A 25379-nucleotide genomic window follows, 5' to 3' on the forward strand; every position below is an offset into this window, starting at 1 on the left:
CTCAGTGCTCATCCCGGAACATCCTGGTTGAGTCGCCTTGTCCCGGCATGCATAATGACCCACATGGACAAAGACGATCTGCTTTCCCTCTATCGTCAGATGTTGCTGATTCGCCGGTTTGAAGAAAAATCGGCGGAGATGTATGCGCTCGCCAAGATTGCCGGATTTCTCCATCTCTACATCGGCGAAGAGGCGATTGCCGTCGGTGCGATCGCGGCGCTGAGGCCGGACGATTATGCGATCAGTGCCTATCGCGACCATGGACATTGTCTGGCCCGCGGCTCTGATCCCGGGAAGGTGATGGCCGAACTGTTCGGCAAAGCAACCGGGTTGTGCCAGGGCAAGGGCGGTTCCATGCATCTGGTGGACCTCGCCCACCGGTTCATGGGCGGTTATGCCATCGTCGGCGGGCACATTCCATTAGCGACAGGGTTGGCCTTTGCGACGAAATATCAGAAGCAGGATCTGGTGACCGTCTGTTTCTTCGGGGAAGGTGCCGTGCCGAGCGGGCAGGCGCATGAAGCATTCAATCTAGCGGCATTGTGGAAATTGCCGGTCATCTTCATTTGCGAAAATAATCGATACGGGATGGGCACGCCGGTGCATCGGGCCGTGGCGTTGTACGAAAACGTGGCGGAGGCGGCGCGTTCTTACGGCATCATGGCCGAGCGTGTGGACGGCATGGATGTGCTCGCGGTGCGGGCGTTGATGCGGACGGTGGTGGATCAGGTTCGCGCGGGGCACGGCCCGTTTTTCATCGAGGCGATGACCTATCGCTTCATGGGGCACTCGATGGCCGATCCCTCGCATGGCCATTACCGGAGTAAGGACGAAGTCGAGGAACATCGTAAGCGGGATCCGCTGGTGTTACTCAAGCAGCAGATCCTGAGCCTGGCGCTCTGCACTGAGGCCGACTTCAAGCCGGTTGAGCAGGAGGTCGGCGACATTGTGGCCGCGGCGGTGAAGTTCGCCGATGAAAGCCCGTTCCCCGACCCTGCGAGCTTGTATACCGACGTCATGGCGGAGGACTAGAATCACCCATGCTGTTGTCCTACCGAGAGGCGCTGAATCAGGCCATGCGCGAAGAAATGCGCCGCGATCCGCGCATCTTTTTGATCGGTGAAGAGGTGGGCTATTACCAGGGCGCCTTCAAGGTGACCAAGGGGTTCGTCGAGGAATTCGGTCCGCAGCGGGTGGTCGATACGCCGATTACCGAAGCGGGCTTTACCGGCTTGGCCATCGGCGCGGCTATGGCGGGATTGCAGCCGATCGTCGAGCTGATGACCATGAATTTCGGCATCGTGGCGCTGGATCAGATCGTCAACAACGCCGCCAAGATCCGCTACATGTCGGGTGGCCAACTATCTGTTCCCATCGTGATTCGTGGCCCCGGCAGCGCGGCGCATCAATTGGGGGCGCAACATTCGCAAAGCCTGGAAGCCTGGTTTTGCCATGTGCCGGGTTTGAAGGTTGTGGCGCCGGCTACGCCCCAGGATGCAAAGGGTCTTCTGAAGAGCGCGATTCGCGACAAGAACCCCGTTATTTTCATTGAGGCGCAACTGCTGTATGGAACCAAGGGCGAGGTCCAAGACGGTGACTACACGATTCCGCTCGGTCAGGCCGAGGTGAAGCGGACAGGGGCGGATGTGACCGTCGTGGCCTATTCCAAGATGTTGCTGGTGGCGATGGAGGCGGCGGATCAGCTGAGTCGTGAAGGGCTCGATGTCGAGGTGATCGACCCACGCACGCTCAAACCCTTGGACCTCGACACGATCGTCACCTCGGTCAAGAAGACCGGACGTCTGGTGATTGTTGAGGAAGGGTGGCGATTTTGCGGGCTGGGCGCGCAGATTGCCGACAGCATTTACTTGGCGGCGTTCGACTATTTGGATGGTCCCATCGTCCGCGTGACCGGCGAAGAGGTGCCCATGCCCTATAGCCGTCCGCTAGAAGACGCCGCCATCCCGGACGTGCCGCGGGTGATCGCCGCCGTCAAATCGGTTTGTGCTGCAGGATGAGGAACGGTCGCCGTATGGTCCACGCCGGTCGTCGGAGATGGTCTGCATCTTGGAGGAAGATCCATGGCTAGTCGCGTCGTTATGCCCAAGCTCACGGATACCATGGAAGAGGGCGTGCTGCTGGCCTGGAAGAAGCGCGAAGGTGAACAGGTGCAGGCAGGCGAAGTAATTGCCGAGATCGAAACCGACAAGGCAGTCATGGATTTGGAGGCCTTTGCCCCCGGCATCCTGCGCAAGATTCTCGTGCGAGACGGTGAAACGGTACAGTCCGGCACCTTGATCGCGGTCATTGCCGAGGCTGATGAAGACATTACGTCGGCCTTATCCGACGGCGTGACGGCTGCGCCGTCGATCGGCAATGGTGCCAAAACCGGCGCTGTTCCGGGAGCGGCCCCTGCTCCACTTGCAGCGGCGCGTCCGGAGGGTATGCGTCCATTCGCCTCTCCGCGGGCGAAAGCCCTGGCGGCTGAACGGGGCATCGATCTCTCCACCCTCTCCGGCACCGGTCCTGGCGGACGAATTGTCGAAGAGGATGTCATGCAGGCGACTGCTCCGCCCGCGCAGGTGTTGCCGGCCGGAACCGACCAGCCATTGAGCCAGATGCGAAAAGCCATCGCCAGGGCGACGGTGCAGAGCAAGGCGCCGGTCCCCCATTTTTATCTGACCATCGAAATCGACATGGAGCAGGCGGAGCGCGTACGCGATCAATTCAAACAGAGCCGCCAGACTCATCCGTCTATTACCGATCTGCTCATTAAGGCAGCGGCATTGGCGTTGCGTCGGCACCCGGAGATCAACGTCTCCTTTGCCGGCGACGCGATTAGACGGTTCGAGCAGATTGATATCGGGGTGGCCGTCGGCATGGAGGATGGTCTGATTACGCCGGTGATCCGAGATTGCGGGGCGAAAACGCTAACCGAGATTTCGACGGAGACCAAGTCGATGATCGAACGGGCCAGGCAGAAGCGCTTGCAACCGCAGGAATATACGGGGGCGACGTTTGCCATCTCCAATCTGGGGATGTTCGACGTGGATAACTTTATCGCCCTGCTCATGCCGCCTCAGGCCGCTGCGATCGCTGTGGGTGCGATTCGGGATGTACCGGTTGTGACCAAGGGGGTTGTGACGGCCGGGCGGCGGATGAAGGTCACGTTGTCCTGCGATCATCGGGCGCTCGATGGATTGATGGGCGCGCAGTTTCTGAAAGAGTTCAAGCGTGTGCTGGAGCATCCGCAGGAACTGGTGGCTCCGGTGGTGAAACCATGAGCTTCATTCACATCGATCCCCGGCCGACTGCTGCAGAAAATCAGCCGCCAGCTTCTCAACCTCGCCGCCTGCCGCCCTGGTTCAAGGTGAAGCTTCAGACCGGTCCGGATTATCACGACATTCGCAAGACCATGGACCGCCTCAACCTCCACACGATTTGTGAAGAGGCGCGTTGTCCGAACATGTGGGAATGTTGGAATGCCCGCACCGCGACCTTTCTGATTCTCGGCGACATCTGTACGAGGAGATGCCACTACTGCTCGGTCGCCACCGGCCGTCCGCATGCAGTGGATCGCGAGGAACCGTTGCGCGTGGCGGAGGCGGTCCAGGCCCTCAACCTGCGACATGCCGTGATTACGTCGGTGAACCGCGATGAATTGGATGACGGCGGCGCGTCGGTGTTTGCCGAAACCATCCGCCACATCCGACGATTGATTCCCAGCTGCACGATCGAAGTGCTCATTCCGGACTTTGAAGGCAATGAAGCGGCGCTTGCCCTGGTCGCAGCCGAAAAGCCGGACATCCTGAATCACAACATCGAAACGGTGCGGCGCTTGTTCCCCTCAATCCGGCCGCAGGGGAAATATCAGCGGTCGATTGAGTTGCTGGGCCGGGCCAAGCAGATGGGTATGACGACCAAGTCGGGATTGATCGTCGGCATGGGCGAAACGACGGACGAGGCCCGTGAAGTCATGCGGGACCTGCGTTCGGTTGAGTGCGACATCATGACCATCGGCCAGTACCTGCAACCGACGAAGGAACATCTCCCAGTGGCGCGTTTCTACCATCCCGACGAATTCGCCGCCCTGAAAGATGAAGGCCTCGCCATCGGATTCTGTCACGTCGAATCGGGCCCGCTCGTCCGCAGCTCTTACCACGCGGAACAACAAGTGTCGGGACGTTGAAAATGACCTCCGGCGTCGCTCTCGCATCGTTCAAGCTCTCAGCGTACCGATCACTTGCACGTCTCGGCCCTTTCGTCTTCCAATTCGATACCCTTCCACTACTGGTCTGGACATACTGCGGCGATGTCTCGGCTGCCCTCAACGAAATCGATGATTCGGGTCGTCCGTAGGCCGGTTACCGTGTAGGCTTCGCTGCCATCGCGAGGAGTAACAGAGTATCGTCCTGCTGCAAACGGCCGGCTTGGTCCATCTCGAAGAACGACAGCATGGTCCCTCCGCGGTAGAGTCTGAGCAAGACGTCCGGCTTCAGATCCTCCGGCTTTTTCCCGATCTCATCGACGAGCACCGGGCGTTCGATTAGGCGGATTTTTCCACCTGCGGTGAGCAGGTCGCTGAAGCAATCCACCATGTGTCCATGATCGACGGCTGCGGCTAAAATATACCCGCCGAACGTCGCGGGCGACACGATCGTATCGGCTCCGCCCTGGCGGAACAGTTTGACGTTCTCTTCTTGCTTGGCACTGACCACAATGCGTACGGTGGGGTTCAAATGTCTGGCAGTCAGAAGCATCAGTGCATTTGAGTCGTCACGCCCGGCGGTGATGATGACCGCCTTGGCCTTGTGAATCGCAGCTTCTTTTAAGACGTCCTCCTGCGCTGCGTCGGCTTGAAATGACGCCACACCCATCGATCCGGCCAGATGAACGCGCTCCTCTAGTTGATCGATCACCAAGATCTGATCGGTCGGGACGCCGCGGGCCAGCAGTTCCTGCACCGTCGACTGCCCTGTGTGGCCGAATCCGCAGATGATGAGATGTTGGTTCAATGTTGCGTGAAGTTTCGCCATGCGGTACCCCTCCATGTACTGCCGAATGATCAACTGATAGGCGGTGCCAAGAAAAAGAAACCAGATTCCCAGTCGCACGGGAGTGACGACCAACGCGTCCAAGAGACGCGCGCGCGTCGACACGGGAACGATGTCTCCATAGCCCACGGTTGTGACCGTGACCATGGTGAAGTACACCACGTCGACGAAGGAGACATGGCCGTCGATCTGATCCCGCAGGCCGTCTCGATCCAGCCAGAGAAGGAGAAGAATGAGACAGAAGAGGAGGAAGGCGATGCTGAGCCGTATCGTCAACATTTGAAGGGGGGACCAGGTGTTGGGCGTGACAATGACGCGCGGTTCCACAGTGTGCATCGCCTTAGCCATGGTCGACAGTGCTCCTTTGGTCTGATCTCGCGCGCAGTGGGCGTGCAGGATCTGCGTGGCGAGGATCCGTCGTGACGCCGATTTCGATTTGAGCATGCCCCCGGATCACAGGGTCTGTGCGGAGTCCGTTCCCGGACACTGAGGCATCCCAACGTGCGACCAACATCCTGCGGGGCTCCGATTGTGTGGGAATGATAGGCGACCTCACGAGCGGAAGGCCAGGATAAGAGACAGGAGAAGCAGATGTTGTTCCCGGGCCAGTCCGATCACGCCTGGAGCGACTTCGCCTTGTGTGAAGAATCCTCCCCCTGGCTGGGTGGACTCGTCGTACCGATGCTCCAACCGAATCACCGCGCTGGACGGCCTGTGGTCCAGTCTGTACTCCACGGTGGTCGTCATCGCCTTCAGGAGTTGTTCCGATCCCGAGATACGTCCGCTGCGGTCCCAGTAAAATTCCGGCCGCAGGGCGACGCTCCAAGGACCGCATACGTTCAACCTGGCATAGAAGGCTGCCGCCGTCCAGAAGGTGCGCGGGTGGCCTGGTTGTTCGGCGGCATTCTCCGTCCCGAAGTCGTAGGCCAGCGCGAGGGTCAGCCGGTCGTGCTTCCACTCAACGATACTGTCGGAAAAGAACCGCCAGAACTGGAGCGACGTATTGGATTGGTCCGGCCCATAATAAAGGTTTTCCGTGACGGTCCATTCCTTGCTCAATCGGTACGCGACCTGCGTGCCGTAGCTCATCTGATCGTTGGGATGGGAGAGGTAGTTGTACCCGTTGATGGCATACAGATTGACTTGCAGGCGGTCCGTCACGGGATATTGGGCCGCCACGCCGAACATGAAGTACGGGGCGTTGTCGGCCATGTAGCTTCGTGAGTAGTTCAGGTTGTCGAGCGCATAGACCGATTGGTATCCGATGTAGCTGTTGAATAACCCGACGGTGACGGTGAGCCCATTGCCGAGCGGCGCCAGATAGGAGACATTGGCTCGTGAAATGTGACGGAGCAGATCCGCTCCATCCACCGGTGTGTCGCGGCCGGGGTTCGGCGAGGGCACGAGTCCATTGGTGTCGTACCCGGCCTGTACTCCCAACTCCATCCCCCAGTGTGACGCGGCCGTCGAGTCCTTGCGCACATAGCCCATCGCCATGTTGGGGGCCAACTCATTGACTCTCGGGCTGGTGCTCTTGTTTCGCCAGAGATGGTTTTCCGGGAAATTGAAATCGAGCGCGTAGCTCAAGTCCAGAAACGCGCCATAGTGCCAATCCGATGCCTCAGGCAATGACGCTGCCGCCGCGACGGGCGTGAGGCAGAGGCTCAGGCATGCCCACAGGCGCAGTGCGGCGACGAATGCGTGACGCGTTCGCCTGTACCACGTTGCGCACTCGGGTGGCTTGCTGGAGGATGACGAGTGTCGGGAACCTTCTGCGGTGTCGCATGGTTCGCTCATGGCGTCGGGGGTTTCGGCGGAGACCCGCCCGGTGAGGGTTTCCCAAGGAGGCTCTCCAATGGGTCGATGCGAAAGGCCGGCGCTTGGTAGTTTGGCGGGAGGTAGGAGTCTGGAATTGTGGTTTTGTTGCCGTCGCGTACCTGGGCATAGTGCGGAGACAGAATTTCTACCCCGGCTTCATTGAAGGTATCCTGAATGTTCTGATGGAGATCCGAATAGGTGGCGGCCATCTTATTCGGGGCGCCCGTATACGCATTCAGCTCATAGACGACATAAAAGTCGTTGAGCGCCGTTTGCAGCACGAACGGCTCCGGGTCCGAGAGGATGTTTCTGGTGGCCAGCGCCGCTTTCTTGAGCAGCTCATGGACGGTCCGCCACGGGGCATCGTAGCCGAGGGTGACGGAGGTGTTGAGGATCAGCGGCGGCGCCGTCAACGACGTGGAACTGTAGTTGATGATGTGTGCGCCGAGAATGAGTGAGTTGGGAATCGTGATGTCGACGTTCTTGATGGTCCGAACACGGGTCACGAGCAGGGTCTTCTCCGTCACGTCGCCGACGGTATCGGCGATCTTCACCCGGTCGCTGAGTTGGAACGGGCGCATGTAGGTCAGGATAATGCCGGCGATGGCATTGCTGACGGCGCCGGCAGAACCCAGGGAGAACAAGACGCCGAGAAATACCGAGACGCCTCGGAACGCTTCCGATTGAGAGCCAGGTATATAGGGGAAGATGGCCATGGCCGCAAATGCGATGATCAGAAAGCGGACGATCTTAAACGTCGGATCGGCCCAGTCGCGATGGAAGCCGGCAAACGTGATCGCTCCGCGCTGGATGCCGTTGAACATCATGCGGAACAACTTGATGACGTACCGTGTCACCATGATGATGACAACGATGGCCGCGAGGTTGGGCAACGCGCTGAGAAAGGCTTCGGCGATGGTGGAGAGCGTCGTCACCACGGCCTGGACGAGCGTGGAGGCGAGCTGCCGCGTCCAGGGGAACAGCCCCAGCACGGTGGTGAGGTAGATATAGAGGATCATGATCGTCAGCAGGAAGCGCAGGCCTCTGGCGATGGAGACGACCTGCCTTGTGAGCGTCTGGGCGGAGAAGACTTCGACCCGCTGAATCTTGATCGCTTTGATGTAGGTGTCCTGCCATTGCTCGATGCGGCTGTAGATTCTCGGAAAGATCTTATGGAGGACGAGCAGGATCGCAACGAAGACGGCAGTGGCTGCCACCGCCAGCGCGGCATCCGTAAGCAGCATCTCCGCGCTCAACTCTCGTTGAGCCCTCTGCAGCACGCTCTGTAGCTTGCCCGCGTATTCCTGCGCCAGATCCTGTCGATTTCGGCCCAAGGGCCTGGCATCTCCTTCGGTCACCGTCAACAGCACGAAGCCTTCGAGTGCGATGTCGGTGCCGTGTTCGGTTTCAGCGGTGGTGATCGCAGTGAAGTTACTGAAGGGGTTGCTCGCGGCTTGCTCGAGTCGAGCCTGAATGGCCTGGGCGCGTTGCTGAGGGGTGAAGGACCCGACCTTCTGATGCAAGATGAAGAGGGGCTCTCCAAGGTAGACCACGGGCGCTTCGCGGATCTGCCGTGTCGGTGTTTCCGCGGAGAGTTGAGGGGGTGTTGCCGACACTTGGGCGAAAGAAGCACTTGGGAAGAGGAGTACGCAACACAGATACAGGCACCGTCCCAGGCAGGACTTCATTGTCGGCCTCCATGGAGTGTTCCCTACAGAACCGTGCGCGGAGTTCATATCACCGTGGTTGGTGTCGTGAAGGGCATTGCGGCGCGGTACTTTATCCGAGGACAAACACTTAATCAATCCGTATATTCCAGAGGTGGGCATGGCTTGTGAAGGCCGTGTTCGTGTGCTATCGGTAGGCATGCGGTGTCGTGTGCGGGCCATCCGGCAGTATCTCAATGTTGGTTCTCGCCTGGATGTGGTTGAGTATGCCGTTCGCCTTTGTCCTTCCTTGAAGGGGGCTGTCGGATCCGGGATCGACGGGGCAGGGGGCGGTGAGCGGTGCAGCCGTGCGCAGGGTGCTGACACGCGGCGGATTCTGCCGAGGATCAGAAGGACCTCCCTGAGCATGACGACTCCCACCCCATCACATCGTCCCAGACTAGGCTTGGAGTTGACTATGGAGAGAGAAGGCGCTCCACATTGTGAGTGTCGGACGTCTGGAATGGGCGACGCTCCAAGGCATGCGGTGTCGCGATGACGCTGATGCACACCATCACGATTCTGGTCTGTTTGTCGGCCGGTTTCAGCTACCTCAATCACCGATATATCAAACTGCCGGTCACGATCGGTCTGATGGCCATCGCCTTGGCCATGTCGCTCGTGCTGCTGTTCCTGGGCAAGCTTGGGTATGGCATCGAGAGCCAGGCGAGGAGTTTCGTCCAGAGCATCGACTTCGGCGAGGCTCTCCTGCACGGCATGCTCAGTTTTCTGCTGTTTGCCGGGGCGCTTCACGTCAATCTCGACGATCTGCTCGAGCAAAAATGGTTCATCGGGACGTTGGCGTGCGGAGGGGTGCTTGTCTCCACGGCGATTGTGGGCTCGCTCACCTATCTGGGGTTAGAGTGGCTGGGACATCCGGTTCCGCTGATTGCCGCCTTTTTGTTCGGGGCCCTGATCTCACCGACCGATCCGATCGCCGTGCTGGGCATTCTGAAAAAGGCAAATGCGCCGAAGCGTTTGGAAATCAAGATCACGGGAGAATCGCTCTTCAACGACGGCGTCGGGGTCGCGGTGTTCCTGGTCCTGCTGGCCATGGCGGAATCCGGGCGAGTCACGCCTGGGGATGTGGGATGGTTGTTGCTGCAGGAAGCTGTCGGAGGCATCCTGCTTGGCCTCGTGTTGGGGTACGGCGCCTATCTGATGCTCAAGTCCATCGACCAGCATAATGTCGAGATCCTGATTACGCTGGCGCTCGTGATGGGTGGGTATGCGGTGGCTGATGTCTTGCACACGTCGGGCCCCATTGCCGTGGTCGTGGCGGGGTTGCTGATCGGGAACCAAGGCCGGCATTTGGCGATGTCGGACACCACACGGGAATATTTGGATACGTTTTGGGAGTTAATCGATGAGCTGTTGAACGCCATTCTCTTTGTGTTGATCGGACTGGAAGTGCTGGTCTTAAGTTTTAGAGACGAATATCTCTTTGCCGGACTGTTGGCCATTCCTCTGGTGCTGTTCGCGCGCTTTATCAGTGTGAGTCTCCCCGTGCAGCTGTTTCGTTTGTTCGAGGATTTGACGAACCGCGCGACCTTGATCCTGACCTGGGGAGGCTTACGCGGTGGGATCTCCGTCGCTATGGCCCTCTCACTACCCGCCTCGCCGTATCGTGACGCGATCGTGACCATGACCTATATCGTGGTGGTTTTCTCCATTCTCGTTCAAGGACTCACCATCGAGCGGCTCATTCGAGCGACCGAAAAACTCTAGCCTCATGAAGAGAATGCTTCGAGCCGCCATGTCGAGCCGGAGCCGCTGGTGCGCAGATCCTACCAGGTGGAGCGACAGGTTCGCTGAAGGCCTCGTCTGAGTGTAGTCATGATTCCCTGTGTGGCAGTTAGAAGAAGATCGAGAGGTCACGCTGCTTCATGGTACGTGAGTGGGATCACGAGAGAAGCCGTTCCGCTTTCGCGTGAACCTCGTTTCCCGGAACCGCTTGGGCCTTCCGGCCCAATGAGAACTGCAGTCTCTTATCTGCAGTCCCTTCGATTCTGTCAAGAATTGCTTGTAGGAGATTCAGATGGGCCCGCTACTCATAGTGCAGCGCTTCGATGGGATTCATCCGCGAGGCCTTGTTCGCCGGGTAGAGGCCGAAGAAGATGCCCACGGCCAGCGAGAAGAGGAAGGCCACGGCCACTGCTTGCGACGAGATGATCGTGGGCCAGCCGATAAGGCGGGTCAAGAGTCGCGCGCCGGCGATCCCGAATATTACCCCGGCCACTCCGCCGATCGCCGTCAGGATGATCGCTTCCACCAGAAACTGCAGCAGGATGTGGGCGCGTTTGGCGCCGACGGCCATGCGGATGCCGATTTCCCTGGTGCGTTCCGTCACCGAGACCAATAGGATGTTCATGATCCCGATTCCGCCGACGACCAGCGAGATGGAGGCGATGCTCAGCAGCATCACCATCATGGTCCGGCTGGCTCCGGCCACAGTTTTGGCAACATCCTCCATGGTGCGGATCGTAAAGTCGTTCTCTTCGGCCGGGTGAATCCGGTGCCGTGCGCGCAGGAGTTCTTTAATCTCCTCCACGGCAGCCGGGATGCTGTAGCGGTGCTGGGTGGCGACCATGATGATGCCGACCGTGCCCAGAAATTTCGTGCCCAGCACTTTTCGCTCTGCGGTCGTGAACGGCAGGACGACGATGTCGTCCTGATCCTGTCCGGAGAGGGATTGGCCCTTGGACGAAAGAATGCCGATCACACGTAGCGGCACATTCTTGACCCGGATCTGCGCCCCGATCACTTCCTCTCCGCGCTCGAACAGATTGTCCGCGACGGTTTTTCCGAGCACCACGACTTTGGCCGCGGCGTCCTCATCCGCCTGGGTGAAGAAATTGCCGTCGGCTACCGGCCAGTTTCGAAGATCGGGAAAGGCGGTAGTGGTGCCGAGCGCGATGGTGTTCCAATTCTTATGTTCGTGGACCGCTTGGAGGACCGATCGAGAGGCATAGGTGACGAGGCTGATATCGCCGATGCGTTTTTCGATGTCGCGTGCATCGTCCACGGTAAGCGTCGAGACCGAACCGAGTCCGCCTCGTACGCCGCCCGTCGTGGTGGCGCCGGGGATGATGATGAGCACGTTGGTGCCGAGGCTGGCGATCTCGCGTTGGACCGAGGCGGTCGCGCCCTGCCCGAGACTCACCATGCCGACGACGGCGCCGACGCCGATGACAATGCCGAGCATGGTCAACCCTGCGCGTAGCGGATTGCGCCGGAGCACCCGCAGGGCGGATTGAATGGTCAGCCAGAGAAATCCCATATCAGGCTCGTCACCGCATCTTCGGCCCGAACTCAAACCCGGGCGGGAGTTTTTCCTGGGCGCTGTCTTCCACTGAGGCAATCCCCACGATGGCGGCATCGCCCTCGCGCGCCTCGCCGGTCGTGATTTCCGTGAACAGCGAGTCCGCAATGCCCGTCGTGATTGGCGCCGCCCGCACACGACCTGTTGGCTCCAGCACCCAAAGCTGCGCCGTCTTGCGATCCACCGGCACGCCGGGCATACGAAATCGTAAGGCCGCGTTGGGGGCGCGGAGCGCATCTTCGTTGCGCGCCGTCACGATGGTGATGTTGGCCGTCATGCCGGGCTTGAGTTTCAATTCGGGGTTTTCGACGGAGATGATGACGTCGTAGGTGACCACATTCTGGATGCTGACCGGGGCGTTCCGGACCTGCGTCACGACCCCGTGGAAAAACTCACGCGGGTACGCATCGACACGAAAGTCGGCGGAGGTGCCCTCGCTGACGCCGCCGATATCGGATTCGCTGACATTGGCGATGACCTGCATGCGGGTGAGGTCCTGGGCGATCACGAAGAGGGTCGGGGTTTGAAAGCTGGCGACGACCGTCTGCCCTTCCTCTACGTTACGGGAGACGACGGTGCCGTTGACCGGCGAAATAATGGTGGTGTAACCCAAATCCAATTCCGCAGACGACAGGGTGGCCTTGGCTTGGTCGACCTGTGCCTGAGACAGATCCACCTGTGCTTCGGCATCGCGATGGTTGGTTCTCGACAGATCCAGATCCGACTGGGCGACGAATTGTTGCTCCCGCAACGCAGCCATGCGATTGAGCTCCAGTGTCCTCTGCGCGAGCATGTTGCGGGCTTTGGCCAATGTGGCTTTGGCGCTTTTGAGTGCGGCTTTGGCCTGGCTGACCTTGGCTTGATAGGGTTTCTGGTCGATGGAGGCGAGGACCTGGCCTTCCCGCACGATGGAGTTAAAGTCGGCGTAGATTTTCGCGATCTTTCCGGAGACCTGACTGCCGACCTGCACGGAGATGACGGGGTTCACGGCTCCCGTGGCCGTGACCAGTGAGGTGATCGGGCCGCGGTCGACGGGGAGGGTCTTATAGTGACCGGCAACCGGGTTATTGGACCACCAATGCCACAATCCGAGAGCTAGGATCGCCAGAAGCCCCACCACCGCGAGGAGAAGCGGTATCCGCCGCTTTCTGCCGGGATGGGGACCGGCGCCGACTCGGACAGGCACCTGATCATGGCCTTGACCTTGCACTACCGGAACAGGAACCAGCACGACCGGAGCCGGGCGGGTGGGCTGCCGCGGATTCTGTTCCGAGTGATCTGACTCCATAGAAGACCTCCCGTCTCGCCAGGGAAGACGCAAGAGAAGTGCCGATGCGGGATGGGTGTACAACCCGATGAAGTGGCGTGCTCACCTCATAGGTTTGGCGGCTCGAAGAATGGTCCGCGATTGACGTTGGGGCATTTCGCGACAGCAGGCGGCAATGACCTGCGGCAGGACGCCCCTTGACCGCCCGGGAGTAAGCCGATTAGGCTGTGCGCGCACCGGCTGGAGCGTCGGTCCGATGAGAGACGTATGTGAGGGAGTTGTATGACTGAGGAATGGGGCGCGGTCCTGGTGGTCGACGATGATGCCGACATGCGCAGCCTGCTGTGCGATGTCTTGCAGGGCCGCGGGCATCAATGCACGGGTGTCGGCAGTGGTGACGACGCACTTCAGCGGCTGAGTGAAGAAGATTATGCCGTGGTCCTGACCGACCTTCGCATGAAAGGCATGTTGGGCACGGAGCTGTTGGCGGAGGTGAAACACCGGTATCCCGATATCGGCGTGATCCTGATGACGGCCTTCGGATCTGTGGAGACGGCGGTCGAGGCGATCCGGCATGGCGCCAGCGACTATCTGACCAAACCGGTGAAAACCGAGGAACTGGTGCGAGTGGTCGAGCGCGCGATCCGGGAAGCGGCGCTCCGGCGCGAAGTCAGCCGGCTACGGAAAGAGGTGCACAAGGAGTACAGCTTTCATCAAATTCTCGGCAAGAGCAAACCGATGCAGGCGGTCTTCGATCTGATTCGACGCGTGGCCGACAGTCCCACCAATGTGTTGATCACGGGAGAGAGCGGAACGGGAAAAGAACTGGTCGCCAAGGCCATTCATTACAACAGCGACCGGCGGGATGCGCCGTTTGTCCCGGTGAACTGCGCCGCGATCCCGGAGCAATTGCTGGAAAGTGAACTCTTCGGGCACATGCGCGGCTCGTTTACAGACGCCAAAATGGACAAGCGCGGGCTCTTTGAAGAAGCACAAAAAGGCACGTTGTTTCTGGATGAAATCAGCGAACTTCCGCTCATGCTCCAGGCAAAACTCCTGCGGGCGATTCAGGAACGGGAAATCCGTCGCGTGGGGGCGACCAAATCTATTCCCGTGGACGTGCGGATCATCGCCGCCACGAACTTGAACCTTGCCGAAGAAGTCAAGAATAAGCGATTCCGCGAAGATTTTTACTATCGTCTCAATGTGATCGAGTTGCGTCTTCCCCCGCTGCGGGAACGCCGGGAGGATATTCCGATTCTGGTCGATGCCTTCCTGAAGAAGTGCGCCGACAGTAGGGGCAAGCAGGTCAAGGGCCTCAGCGAATCCGCCCTTGCCATGCTGGCCGACTATGCCTGGCCGGGGAATGTGCGGGAGTTGGAGAACGTCATTGAGCGGGCCGTCACGCTGAGCCATGGGGACATGATCGGCGCGGACGATTTGCCGGTGCAGGTGCAAGGCTCCAGAGGCGATCGCCGGATTCTCGATGAAGCCGCGGAACGTACCCTGCCGCTGCACGAAGTGGAGAAAGAGTACATCGTGAAAATTCTGGAAAAGACGGGCGGCAACAAGTATCAGGCCGCGCATGTCCTGGGTATCGACCGGAAGACCCTGTATCGGAAGCTTGCCGAAATCGAAGGCAAACCACACTCAGACGCGTAGATTCACCGTTTCACCCTCGCGCTGGGAGCCATCGGCGTGCAGCCCCTTCATCAGAAATCCCCGCTGTTCGAATACGGCCTTCCATTGTTGCTGACGGTCGGGATCTTCGTCCTGGATCTGTCGGCGCCTGCCGGCATCGACCTGTGGCTGCTCTATGCGATTCCGTTCACTCTGATCGCGGTGTCCTCACTCGGGCGGGTTCCCCGCTATTGTATGGGTCTGGTGGCGTTGCTGGCGCTCATCGGCCCTCTTGCGTCCTCCGCCGGGTCGCTGCCGCTTTCCTCATGGCTCAATCGTCTGCTGGGCATCGGGATCATGGGCGCCGTGGCCGCGCTGGTTGCCGGCCGTCGGTCTTCTCCTGCGAGCCCAGGCCTGTCGTCCCGGGCGGTGACGACGGTTCGGGCCGGGCGGCATCAACCGGAGGCAGGCGAGGTTTCGGACGCGGAAGCGCGGGCCCGGGCTGAAGCGGCGGTGGTCGGTGCGGTGGCCGGACAACGTCGTGCCGAAGCAGAACTGCATCAGGACAAACTCCGCTTCGAAGGCATTGTGCACTCGGCGATGGATGCGATCATTACCATCGACGAAGCCCACAAGATCGTGCTGATCAACCAGGCGGCGGAACGGATGTTTCAGTGGGGCGCCGAGGAAGTGCTGGGGCGGCCGCTGGATCGACTGCTTCCCGAGCGTTTCCGCAGTGCCCATGATGAGCATATCCGGGAGTTCGGCCGTTCCGGTATCACGACGCGCCAAATGGGCGCGCTGGGCATGGTGATGGGGGTCCGGGCCAACGGAGAGGAATTTCCGATCGAAGCCGCGATCTCGCAGATCGGTGTGGAAGGGACGCGGTATTACACCGTCATCCTCCGCGACATTACCGAACGCAGACGGCTCGAGCAAGAGCTGGCGGAACGCGAGGCCCTGTTACGGGCGATTATTGAGGCCGAGCCCGAATGTGTGAAGTTACTCAATCTGGATGGCACCATCCGGACCATCAATGCTGCAGGCCTCGCCATGATCGAGGCGACGAGCGGTGCCGACGTCATCGGACGGGATGCCTGCCAACTGGTCACCGACGAATTTCGATCGGTCTACCGTAACCTGGTCGGCAAAGCCGGGCGGGGAGAAGCGGGACGATTGGAGTTTCAGATGGTCGGTCTCCTGGGGACTCACCGCTGGCTGGATACGCATGTGGTGCCGCTGCGATCGGCCGACGGCACCATTACGGCGGTCTTGGGTGTGACGCGCGATGTGACCGAGTGGAAAAAAACCGAGGCGCTGCTGCGCCAAAGCGAAGACCGGTATCGCCGGCTCCTGGCGGTCTTGCCGGATGCCATTCTGGTTAACCGTGAGAACCGGATCATCTTTACCAACGAACAGGGGGTTCGGTTGTTCGGGGCCCGGTCGGGAGAGGAGATTCTCGGTAAGTCGCTGTACGACCTGGCGCATCCCGACTACCACGAGTTGATCGGTGAACGGATCAGGCATCTCCTGGGGCCCGGCAACACGGTACCTGAGGTCGAGGAAAAGATCGTGCGCTTGGACGGGGTGAGTGTGGATGTGGCTGTCAGGGCTGCCCGGTTTCAGGATGAAGAGGGGTTCGGGATACTGGTCGTCTTGCGGGACATTTCGATGCGCAAAGCGGCCGAGCAGAAGTTGAGGGAGAGCGAAGAGCGGCTTCAGAGTTTATTGGGAGCGATGGAGGATGTCATCTGGTCGTCGTCGCTGGATCTGTCCACGATGTTTTATGTCAGTCCGTCCGTGATGGAGATCTATGGCCGCCCGACCGAAGCATTTTTGGCCCGGCCCTCGTTATGGCTGGAGGCCGTTCATCCCGATGATCGCGTGATTGCCGAACAGGCGCGACAGGCCCTCTCGACGTTGGGGGAGTTCGATGTGGAGTATCGCATCGTCAGACTCGACGGCGATCTGCGTTGGCTGCACGACCGCGGGCGGGTCATCAAGGATCCCGAAGGCCGTCCGTTGCGCATCGACGGCATTGCCAGCGACATCACGGAGCGGAAGCGGTTGCAGGCGCAACTTCGCCGGACGGAGCGCGTGGCCGAACTGGGAACGGTGGCATCCGGCATGGCGCATGAGATCGGCACGCCCATGAACGTCATTCTGGGACGGGCCGAATATCTGATGGAACGAACGAAGGAGGAGCCCGTCAGGAAGGGGCTCCAAACCATCGTCAGTCAGGTCGAACGAATTACGCGGGTGATGAATCAGTTGCTGGCGTTTGCCCGGCGCCGTCCGGTCGAACACCGTGCCTTGGACTTGCGCCAGACCATCGAGGACAACCTGGAAATTTTCCAGGAGCGCCTGTCGCACAGCAACATCAGCGTAGAAACCTCGTTCGCCGACGCCTGCCCGTTGGTGCATGCCGATGCCGATCAGATGAGCCAGGTCTTGATCAACCTGGTGATGAATGCGATCCATGCGATGCCCGGGGGAGGGGTCTTGAAGCTGGCACTGGCGCCGGACCGTGACATGGTCCGGTTGTCGGTGGCGGATACCGGTCACGGGATGCCCCGGGACGTGATCGCCAAGGTGTTCGACCCGTTTTTCACCACCAAGGAGTTCGGAAAGGGAACCGGGTTAGGTCTGACTGTGGTGAAGGGCATCATTGAGGAACACAGCGGAACGATTGAGGTGGAGAGTGAGCCTGAGCGGGGGACGACCTTCATCATTTGCCTACCGGTGCATACCAATGCCGACCCTCATCTTGGTTAGACCTCCCACGTGTTCCTTCCTACCGTAAGAGACGAGTGATTGATCGGGCCGCGCCGGCGCCTCAGGCTCTGTGGCGCTTCGGGACAGGGCTTTTTCTGAAGGTGGGGTCTTTCTCGCCAGAGGCCGATGCATACGCCCCCTGTTTGCAAAAACCTTCGCGGCTGCTTGTCCAGTGAATACAAAGAGTTGCTCGCGTTCACGCGCCGGTGCGAGTGGCACATGGTTTGCGTTGTGTCGTCCCCATGGTGACCTATCCCGAGGGCTCGAAGGTGGAAAGTCGAACACCAGCCGTTCTTCTGGTGGTGGAAGATGATAAGGATATGCGGAGCTTGCTCTGCGATGAGTTGTGGGGAGAGGGATATCAATTGCGTGAGGCCAGCAACGGGGACGAGGGGCTGGCTGCGGTCATGCGAGCGGCCCCCGATCTGATCGTGACCGACTTAAAAATGCCGGCCGGTGGGTTTGACTATGTGCATCGGTTGAGACGCTGTGTGCCCGGTTGTCCGATTATCGTCATGACCGCCTTCGGTGATGCCCAGACCAAGGACGAGGCGATGAAAAACGGCGCGACGGCCTACTTCGACAAGCCGGTCAGGTTGTCGGAACTGAAGGCGACGGTCAGGCAACTCCTGCAACATCCAGGAGGCCGGTCCGAGGATGGACTGCTGCACTGAACATTGGCAGTGGATACGTGTTTTCGCGAGGTCTCCCCCAAGGGGGGAGGGTTGTCTTCGTGGTCGCGGGCGTAGTACAAATAGGGCCTCTACAGTGTAGAAAGGCCCCTCTTGGTTCCCATAGAAACGAGGAGTGATGAGATGGCCGGATCTCACTCACAGGTAACGCCCCCTTCCCCCTTTGCCGATCCGATTCTGGCCGCTCGTTTGGAAGCGTTGAAGCAGTTGGCTGACGGGCTGACGGACCGCGTCGCCGTGATGGATCGTGAACTCAATGTGGTCTATGCCAATGACGCCGCGTGGGCGAAGTCCGGCGAGCCGGCCCCGGTCGCCAAGCCGGCCAAGTGCTTTCAATCCTTCGTTCAAATGACAGACCCCTGCGGGACTTGTCCGGCTGAGTCGGTCTTTAAGACGGGGGAAGTGCTCACGGTCTCCTGCAACGCGTCGGGCGATGGGACTGCCTGCGGTATGCACCAGGCGTTTCCGCTCGTCTCGTCGGCAGGAGAGGTGGCCTCGGTCCTCGTGCTGTTTCACAAGCGGTCGGAACCGCTCAGCATACCGGCGTCGCTGTCGCAGCAAAGGCCCGGTCGTTCGCGCCCGGAACGGACCGAATCGAGACTGGGCGATCTGGTCGGTGCGAGTCCGGCCATGAATCAGCTCTTTGAAATGATCCGGTTGGTGGCCGACAGTTCGGCGACGGTGTTGGTCCAGGGTGAAAGCGGCACGGGAAAGGAACTCGTGGCGCGGACCATTCACCAGACGAGCTATCGTCGTGACAAGCCTTTTGTGGTGGTCGATTGCGGGGCGCTTCCGGAAACATTGCTGGAGAGTGAGCTGTTCGGCCATGTCAAAGGCGCCTTTACCGGAGCAGCCGGGTCCAAGCCCGGTCTGTTTGAAGAAGCCGACGGCGGCACGATCTTCCTGGACGAAATTGCCGATACCTCTCCGACCTTCCAGGCTAAACTTCTTCGAGTCTTGCAAGAAGGCGAGATTAAACGAGTCGGCGGGACACAGCCGGTCAAGATCGATGTCCGTGTCATTTCTGCCACCAATAAGGATCTGACTGATTTGGTCAAGGCGAAGGCGTTTCGTCAGGACCTGTACTATCGGCTGGCCGTGTTGCCCGTTCATTTGCCGCCCTTACGTGACCGGAGGATAGACATTCCTCTCTTGGTTACAAAGTTTATTGCCGACTCCTGCCAGCGGCATCGGCAGGATGTGCGCCAGGTGACTGAAGAGGCGATGCGCGCCTTGACCGCTGCACCCTGGCCCGGGAATGTTCGGGAGTTGCAGCATTACATCGAGCGAGCCGTGGTGACCACCATCCATACGGAGTTAACCTGTGCGGATCTGGTCGAGCTGGGGAGTCATCCTCAGGATACCGACCTCAGGACGGTCGGCCGGGGCGCGGCTCGACAGGCCGAGCGGGCTCGTATCCTTCAGGCGTTGCAGCAGACCTCCGGGAATAGGGTGCAAGCGGCTCGTGTCCTCAAAATCAGCCGGGCCAGTCTCTACAATAAGCTGCACGAACTCGGCATTCAGTAGCTCATCCTGTTTTCAGGCCCCCACCCGCTCCTTGCATCTATACGAATCTTCTTCAGAATCAGTCTGATCGCTCTTTCTTTCATGCCTGCTGAGCGATGAAGTTGTCCCATATCGCCCCAAAATTTATGATTCGATGTCCATCGATTTGGACAGTCTAAGTGGTTGTATTGTAAGTGTTCATCTCTGCCTCTCACTCTGCTGTCTAATCGCCTGGAAAACTGTGGCATTTCACGCCGGTTCAAAATTTCCTACCTAACTCTTCAACATCTTAAAAATATAGAAGATTTCAGTCCGACTGGGACTACCCCTAGTGGGGCACATCAATTGCGTTGTAGGGCAGTGCTGGTGAAGGTGCGGGTGATTAGGACCGGCCTCCGAATGACCTGCTCCCTCGAACTTTGAGGACATCCTTCACCAGCCCTTTTTCCTTTTGGGAGCGTTTCGTGGAGGGAAAAAGGAGAGGCCGGAGGAGCCGGGGTCCTGCCTGACGGAGGCCGGTCACACGACCACGTTTTTTAACCACTCCCGCGGAAGGGCGCGGGATTATAAAGGAGGGAGGCCGACATATGAGGTCTTCAGTGCAGTCAAAACGCAGGCGCATCAGTCGTAAAGCGATGCTGAGCCTGCAGGCGGCGCTGCTCTCGGGCAGTTTGCTCGCGGCGCCGTGGGTATTTGCGGCTGGTCCGGGCGATCAGTCGCATGAGGGGCATGCGACGCCGGTCGCCATGCCGGGCTGGACACAGACCCTGAAGGGTCAGACCGTGGTGGAAAACGCCATGGAAGGTCGCGCCGGCAATGCAGAGAAGATGGAGATGCAGCATCACCGCCTGATGGAGAAGTTGGAACAGCAGGCGCAGACCGATGCGAAGGCGCAGCAGACCTCCGGTGCATTCAACGAAATGTCGATGATGCACCAGTATATGGGCCAGGACGGAAGCAGCTTCCTGCTGGCGTCCGATTCGTCGAAGGGCGAACCGGTGATGACGTCAGGGGGGAAATGCCCCGCCAATGCGCCGGTCAAGAAGTATGACGTGTCGATGATCAACATCGAAATCAGCTTGAACCGGTGGCTCGATTTCTATCCCGGGTACATGTATGTCCACACCGGGGATATCGACAAGGCGCGCGCCGAGGAAGCGAAGAACAAGGAAGCGCGCGAAAAGGATGGCTTTGATCCCGGTGCGGTGACAACCGGTAACCAAGGCGATGTCATTCAGCCGTTAGTGCTCCGTGCCAACCAGGGTGACTGCGTCAAGATGACGCTGCGCAATCAGATGGAGGGTGAGGACGGCAGCTTGGTCATCCAGGCCTCCAGCATGATCGTGAGTTCCACTGGAAAGCCCGCCACGACGACCAATCCGGACACGGTGGTCTCGCCGGGCAAGGCGCAGGAGTTCGAATGGTACATTCATCCGAACATGCAGGAAGGTGTGCGTCAGTTCCACTCATGGAGCCATGATCGCGAGTTGACGGTGTTGGGCCTCTTCGGCGCCTTCATCGTCGAACCGAAGGGCTCCAAGTACCTCGATCCGCTCGGCACGGGCGCCGCGCCCGACACGAACAGCGGATGGCAGGTCATGATCGACAACGGGTCCGGACCGGACTTCCGCGAGTTCGTGTTGTTCTATCACGAGATCGGCGACGAAGCCTTCCGGCCGCTGAACAAGAAGGGTGATTTCTTGCCGCAGCGCGATCCGCTGACCGACGCCTATCGTCCGGGTGGCCGCGCGATCAACTATCGCAGCGAGCCGTTCGGCATCGATCAGATGCACTTACAGCATGAATACTTCGGCTTCGAAGATGAGTCGCTGGCCTACAGCGCCTACACCTTCGGTGACCCGCCCACCACGGTGGCCCGCGGCTACCTCGGTGATCCGGTCAAGTGGCGTTTGGTGCACGGTGGATCGGAAGTGTTCCACTCCCACCATCCGCACAGCGGAACCATCCGTTGGCAGCGCAGCCCGCGTGCCGATCAGGAAGAGCATTGGTTTAAGGGACAGGACGGACCGGTGAAGTATCCCGTGGTCCGGACGAAGTCCGATCGGGTGGACGTGGAAGTGGTTGGTCCGTCCGAAGCGCTCGACCTGGAACCGGAATGCGGCGGCGGTGGCTGTCAGCACCTGGCCGGCGAGTTCCTCTATCACTGCCACGTGGCGCACCACTATGTGGCGGGTATGTGGGGGTACGGCCGGTTCTACAATACGTTGCAGGTCGGCAATGCGCACACCGACACGATGCCGGATATGCGCGAGTTGCCGGATCGCTTGGGCCGTATGAAGCAGGGTGTCTCGTCGGATAAGTTGATCGGTACGACCGTCGACTGGTTCGGCAAGACCTTCAAGATCGTCGACAAGAGCCAGAAGACGAACTGGAAGTCCGATCCTGTGATCGTGAACATCAAGGATTGGGTCGAGATGTTTGTTCCGGCCCAGGGTCAACCGGGCCACACGAGCGATGAGAAGGGCCAGATCATGGCCTACGATTCGACGGTGTGGGACTGGAAGTGGGACGGCAACATTGCCCGCGGCGAGCGGGAGAGCACCGCTCCGAATCCGAAGTATGCGTGGGCTGCGAAGTGGGATGACAGCACCAGACCGGCGATCCTGTTCGATCCGACGACAGGAAAAATGGCCTGGCCGTTGTTCAAGCCGCACTTCGGCAAGCGCGTGCCGTTCTCGGCGAACCACAGCGGTGCGCCATGGTTGGAGCCGATTCACCAGGATGCCAACGGTGAGCGGACCTCCGAGCCGGCGATGCCGGGCGAACAGGGCCGTTGGAGCCTGTGCCCTGACAACGCCAACCGGAAGCATTACAACATTCACTTTGTCCGCATGCCGATCACCCTTGCCAAGAAGCAGGGGAAAGAGCCGGCCATGGTGGACAAGGATGGTCTGATCTACGTCCTTCACGAGGAAGAGCGTTTGACCAGAGCCAATGACGATCTGAAACTCCCCGCCGTCATCCGCGCCAACGTGTATGACTGCGTGGACTTGTTGTTGACCAGCGAATGGGACGACGACGATTACACGAACTTCCAGTCGTCCAAGATCAACATCCATCCCCACTTCTTCCAGTTCGACACCGGGAACTCGGACGGTGTGATCTCCGGGATGGAGTACGAAATGTCGGTCCGGCCGTTCACCATGTGGGGGAAGAAGACCAAACATGGTTTGCCGGCGCCGATGGTTGCGAAGCTCACGGGCGAGGTGAAAGCCGGCGCCACCTCCATTAAGATCCAGATGGCGCCCGGCGCCACCGCGTTCCACGTCAACACCGAGTTGATGGTGGGCATGGATTGTTTGGAGAAGGGCAACGATCCGGCGGCCTCACTGCCGCGGGATAAGAGCTGTCAGGAAGTCGTCCGGGTCAAGGAGATCAAGGGCGATGTCGTCACGTTCTTCAAGCCGCTGAAGCACCATCACCCGGCGGGCGATCTCGTATCGCCGGAGTTTGTGCGCTATCGGTGGTGGGTGGACGTGGATATGGGAACGGTGTTCTGGCATGACCACGCGTTCGGCGCGACGACCTGGCCCCATGGCGGGTTCGGCGTGACGATCGTGGAGCCATTCGGATCCACCTACCATGATCCGAAGAACGGCAAGTTGGTGTATAGCGGTCCGATCGCGGACATTCACAGCAACGAGCCGATCGGTGCCGGTGTCAGCGGCAGCTTCCGTGAGTTGATGGTCTCCATCCACGACACGGTTCCGCACACCGTCAACGTCATCGAAGCCGGCAATCCTCCCGGACAGCCGATCGAAGTGGCGTTGGAAGCAGGAAAGACGGTGTCCTTCCAGATGCCGGACAAGATCCTGAATGCGCCGAACAAGTACATCAACGGCGGCACGCACACGACCGGCAGCGGTTTCAACTTCCGCGCGGCTCCGTTTGCACAACGCCTGTCCAACAATCCTGACACGTCCAAGCTGTTCAGCAGCGCGATCCACGGTGATCCGGGCACGCCGCTTCTCCGGGCGTACACGGGCGACACCATGGTGTTCCGTCTGTTGCACCAGCTGATGAACGAATCCCACGTCTGGACGATCGCCGGACATACCTTCCTCACGGAGCGGTATGCGCCGGAAGCCAACCGGAAGAACTCGATTCACGTCGGGATCGCCGAGCGGTACGACCTCGTCACCAAGGCGGGTGGATTCCAGGGTATGCCGGGTGACTACATCCACTTCAACGGCAGAACGTCACACTTCGCCGAAGGTGGATGGGGCATCATCCGCGTGCTCGACAAGGAAGTGGCGGACTTGAAGCCGCTGCCCAAGGGGACCAATCCTCTCGGGATTCCAGCGACTCCCAATTCCGTGTGTCCGTCGGATGCCCCGGTGAAGAGCTTCAACGTCGTGGCGTTGGATCGCCCGATGAAGCTCAATCCGAAGGCCCCGGATGCGATCGAGGTGGACTTCGAGCGGAAGATCGAAATGACCATGCCGGAAGGCAAGATCTTCGCGCTGGAGGAAGAAGCCGCGACCGTCGCGGGTAACGTGATGCCGAATCCGCTCACGCTGCGCGCCAATCTGGGCGATTGCATCAAGGTGAATCTGAAGAACAAGATGAAGGCGAGCCGGGCGTCGTTCTTTGCGCCGGGTCTGGCCTTCGATCCGAAAGACAGCCAGGGCTTGAACGTCGGCAACAATGCCGGCGATCAGACCGTGGCTCCGGGCGAAAGCCGCACCTATACCTACTACGCGCATCCTTCCAACAAGGAAACGACGTCGTTGGTGTGGGACGGTGGTAACATCGTCGTCAATCCGCGCAACGGATTGTACGGCGCGATCGTCATCGGTCCGAAGGGATCGCAGTATCGTGATCCAGTCACCGGTGCCGATGTGTCGCAGAAGAATACATGGCGGGCCGACGTCATCGTCGACACCACCTTGTCTGAAAATGCCGGCAAGCGGAACTATCGTGACGTGGCTCTCTTCTTCCAAGATGAGGACAACATCATCGGAACCGCGTTCATGCCCTATGTGCAGAACGTGGCCGGTTTGACGTCGGTGAACTACCGCGCTGAACCGTACAAGTTCCGCGAAGAACAAGGGTGCTCCTTGGGCAAAATCTTCCAGCCTTGCGCGGTTGATAAGCCCGAAGATCCCGTGACGCCTTTGATCGAGGCGCATGCGGGTGATGCGCTCCGTATCCATGTGATCGGAGCGAACAGCGAGCAGAACGGCATGTTCAGCGTCGAGGGCCACGAGTGGCCGATCGAGCCGTACATGGCGGGTGCCGACATGATCAGCGTGGTGGAGTATGCCGGATCTGAGATCCTCGATGTCTTCATCCGTGGCGGTGCGGGCGGACCGTATCGTCAGGTAGGCGACTTCGTGTGGTCGAATGCACGGCTGCCCTACACGCAGTCCGGACAGTGGGGCTATCTGCGCGTGTTGCCGACCGGCGATGCGCGGATTCAGCCTCTCAGCGCAAGTGGAGCGGGTGCACGTCAAGCCGAAGTGCTGCCCGAGCCGCAGGCGATTCCGACTGCCATGAAGTAAGCGGGTCAGTCATGGCGTAACACCGGATGGGGGAGCTGCCTGTATCACGCAGCTCCCCCATCTGCGTTTTGAGTTCCGGGGGAAGAAAAACGTG

The 25379-nt window shown here is 59.8% G+C and carries 15 protein-coding genes; 10 read left to right on the forward strand and 5 right to left on the reverse strand.

Going from position 1 to position 25379, the window contains the following annotated elements; translation table 11 throughout:
- The first annotated feature begins 54 nt into the window (after positions 1–54).
- From pdhA to lipA, 4 genes are all read left to right on the forward strand, one after another.
- Entirely contained in the window at positions 55–1032 is a 978-nt protein-coding gene (pdhA, locus tag H8K11_11220) for a pyruvate dehydrogenase (acetyl-transferring) E1 component subunit alpha (protein ID MCS6264315.1), read from the forward strand.
- Between the two features lie 8 nt (positions 1033–1040).
- The gene (locus tag H8K11_11225; GenBank protein ID MCS6264316.1) at positions 1041–2018 is read left to right on the forward strand and encodes a pyruvate dehydrogenase complex E1 component subunit beta; all 978 of its coding nucleotides are present in this window, start codon (positions 1041–1043) and stop codon (positions 2016–2018) included.
- 63 nt (positions 2019–2081) lie between these two features.
- A complete protein-coding gene (locus tag H8K11_11230) occupies positions 2082–3284 on the forward strand; it encodes a 2-oxo acid dehydrogenase subunit E2 (protein ID MCS6264317.1) in 1203 nt (400 codons plus the stop codon).
- Positions 3281–4189: a lipoyl synthase gene (gene lipA / locus H8K11_11235; protein ID MCS6264318.1), complete on the forward strand. Its 909-nt coding sequence runs from the start codon at positions 3281–3283 to the stop codon at positions 4187–4189. Before H8K11_11230 ends, lipA begins: the two co-directional genes overlap by 4 nt.
- A 175-nt stretch (positions 4190–4364) precedes the next feature.
- Here the strand turns inward: lipA and H8K11_11240 are convergent, their stop codons facing one another.
- The 3 genes from H8K11_11240 to H8K11_11250 form a co-directional block, all read right to left on the reverse strand.
- On the reverse strand, positions 4365–5402 hold the full coding sequence (locus tag H8K11_11240) for a potassium channel family protein (protein ID MCS6264319.1): 1038 nt from the start codon (positions 5400–5402) through the stop codon (positions 4365–4367).
- 204 nt (positions 5403–5606) lie between these two features.
- Positions 5607–6851: a porin gene (locus tag H8K11_11245; GenBank protein MCS6264320.1), complete on the reverse strand. Its 1245-nt coding sequence runs from the start codon at positions 6849–6851 to the stop codon at positions 5607–5609.
- Positions 6848–8560, reverse strand: a complete 1713-nt coding sequence (locus H8K11_11250) for a mechanosensitive ion channel family protein (protein ID MCS6264321.1) — start codon at positions 8558–8560, stop codon at positions 6848–6850. Before H8K11_11250 ends, H8K11_11245 begins: the two co-directional genes overlap by 4 nt.
- Before the next feature lie 513 nt (positions 8561–9073).
- Between H8K11_11250 and H8K11_11255 the strand changes: the two genes are divergently transcribed.
- Positions 9074–10306 carry a sodium:proton antiporter gene (locus H8K11_11255; protein MCS6264322.1) on the forward strand — a complete coding sequence of 411 codons (1233 nt, stop codon included), beginning with the start codon at positions 9074–9076 and terminating at the stop codon, positions 10304–10306.
- Between the two features lie 319 nt (positions 10307–10625).
- On the opposite strand, the gene H8K11_11260 is transcribed toward H8K11_11255, so the two are convergent.
- Positions 10626–11858, reverse strand: coding sequence for an ABC transporter permease (locus tag H8K11_11260; protein ID MCS6264323.1), 1233 nt, complete (start codon positions 11856–11858; stop codon positions 10626–10628).
- A 10-nt stretch (positions 11859–11868) separates the two neighbouring features.
- Positions 11869–13188 (reverse strand): efflux RND transporter periplasmic adaptor subunit, encoded by a 1320-nt coding sequence (locus tag H8K11_11265; protein ID MCS6264324.1) that lies wholly within the window; start codon positions 13186–13188, stop codon positions 11869–11871.
- 261 nt (positions 13189–13449) lie between these two features.
- On the opposite strand from H8K11_11265, the gene H8K11_11270 reads away from it, so the two are divergent.
- From H8K11_11270 to H8K11_11290, 5 genes are all read left to right on the forward strand, one after another.
- Complete coding sequence (locus tag H8K11_11270) at positions 13450–14829, forward strand: sigma-54-dependent Fis family transcriptional regulator (protein ID MCS6264325.1); 1380 nt, start codon at positions 13450–13452, stop codon at positions 14827–14829.
- A gap of 36 nt (positions 14830–14865) precedes the next feature.
- The gene (locus H8K11_11275) at positions 14866–17562 is read left to right on the forward strand and encodes a PAS domain S-box protein (protein MCS6264326.1); all 2697 of its coding nucleotides are present in this window, start codon (positions 14866–14868) and stop codon (positions 17560–17562) included.
- A gap of 242 nt (positions 17563–17804) precedes the next feature.
- On the forward strand, positions 17805–18236 hold the full coding sequence (locus tag H8K11_11280) for a response regulator (protein ID MCS6264327.1): 432 nt from the start codon (positions 17805–17807) through the stop codon (positions 18234–18236).
- A gap of 141 nt (positions 18237–18377) precedes the next feature.
- Positions 18378–19781: a sigma-54-dependent Fis family transcriptional regulator gene (locus tag H8K11_11285; GenBank protein ID MCS6264328.1), complete on the forward strand. Its 1404-nt coding sequence runs from the start codon at positions 18378–18380 to the stop codon at positions 19779–19781.
- A 566-nt stretch (positions 19782–20347) separates the two neighbouring features.
- A complete protein-coding gene (locus H8K11_11290) occupies positions 20348–25285 on the forward strand; it encodes a hypothetical protein (protein ID MCS6264329.1) in 4938 nt (1645 codons plus the stop codon).
- Positions 25286–25379 lie beyond the last annotated feature (94 nt).

Source organism: Nitrospira sp. (assembly GCA_024998565.1).
GTDB lineage: Bacteria > Nitrospirota > Nitrospiria > Nitrospirales > Nitrospiraceae > Nitrospira_A.

Coding starts and splice junctions, on each gene's coding strand:
- pdhA (MCS6264315.1), top strand. CDS start 55: ATGACCCACATGGACAAAGACGATCTGCTTTCCCTCTATCGTCAGATG.
- H8K11_11225 (MCS6264316.1), top strand. CDS start 1,041: ATGCTGTTGTCCTACCGAGAGGCGCTGAATCAGGCCATGCGCGAAGAA.
- H8K11_11230 (MCS6264317.1), top strand. CDS start 2,082: ATGGCTAGTCGCGTCGTTATGCCCAAGCTCACGGATACCATGGAAGAG.
- lipA (MCS6264318.1), top strand. CDS start 3,281: ATGAGCTTCATTCACATCGATCCCCGGCCGACTGCTGCAGAAAATCAG.
- H8K11_11240 (MCS6264319.1), bottom strand. CDS start 5,402: ATGGCTAAGGCGATGCACACTGTGGAACCGCGCGTCATTGTCACGCCC.
- H8K11_11245 (MCS6264320.1), bottom strand. CDS start 6,851: ATGAGCGAACCATGCGACACCGCAGAAGGTTCCCGACACTCGTCATCC.
- H8K11_11250 (MCS6264321.1), bottom strand. CDS start 8,560: ATGAAGTCCTGCCTGGGACGGTGCCTGTATCTGTGTTGCGTACTCCTC.
- H8K11_11255 (MCS6264322.1), top strand. CDS start 9,074: ATGACGCTGATGCACACCATCACGATTCTGGTCTGTTTGTCGGCCGGT.
- H8K11_11260 (MCS6264323.1), bottom strand. CDS start 11,858: ATGGGATTTCTCTGGCTGACCATTCAATCCGCCCTGCGGGTGCTCCGG.
- H8K11_11265 (MCS6264324.1), bottom strand. CDS start 13,188: ATGGAGTCAGATCACTCGGAACAGAATCCGCGGCAGCCCACCCGCCCG.
- H8K11_11270 (MCS6264325.1), top strand. CDS start 13,450: ATGACTGAGGAATGGGGCGCGGTCCTGGTGGTCGACGATGATGCCGAC.
- H8K11_11280 (MCS6264327.1), top strand. CDS start 17,805: ATGGTGACCTATCCCGAGGGCTCGAAGGTGGAAAGTCGAACACCAGCC.
- H8K11_11285 (MCS6264328.1), top strand. CDS start 18,378: ATGGCCGGATCTCACTCACAGGTAACGCCCCCTTCCCCCTTTGCCGAT.
- H8K11_11290 (MCS6264329.1), top strand. CDS start 20,348: ATGAGGTCTTCAGTGCAGTCAAAACGCAGGCGCATCAGTCGTAAAGCG.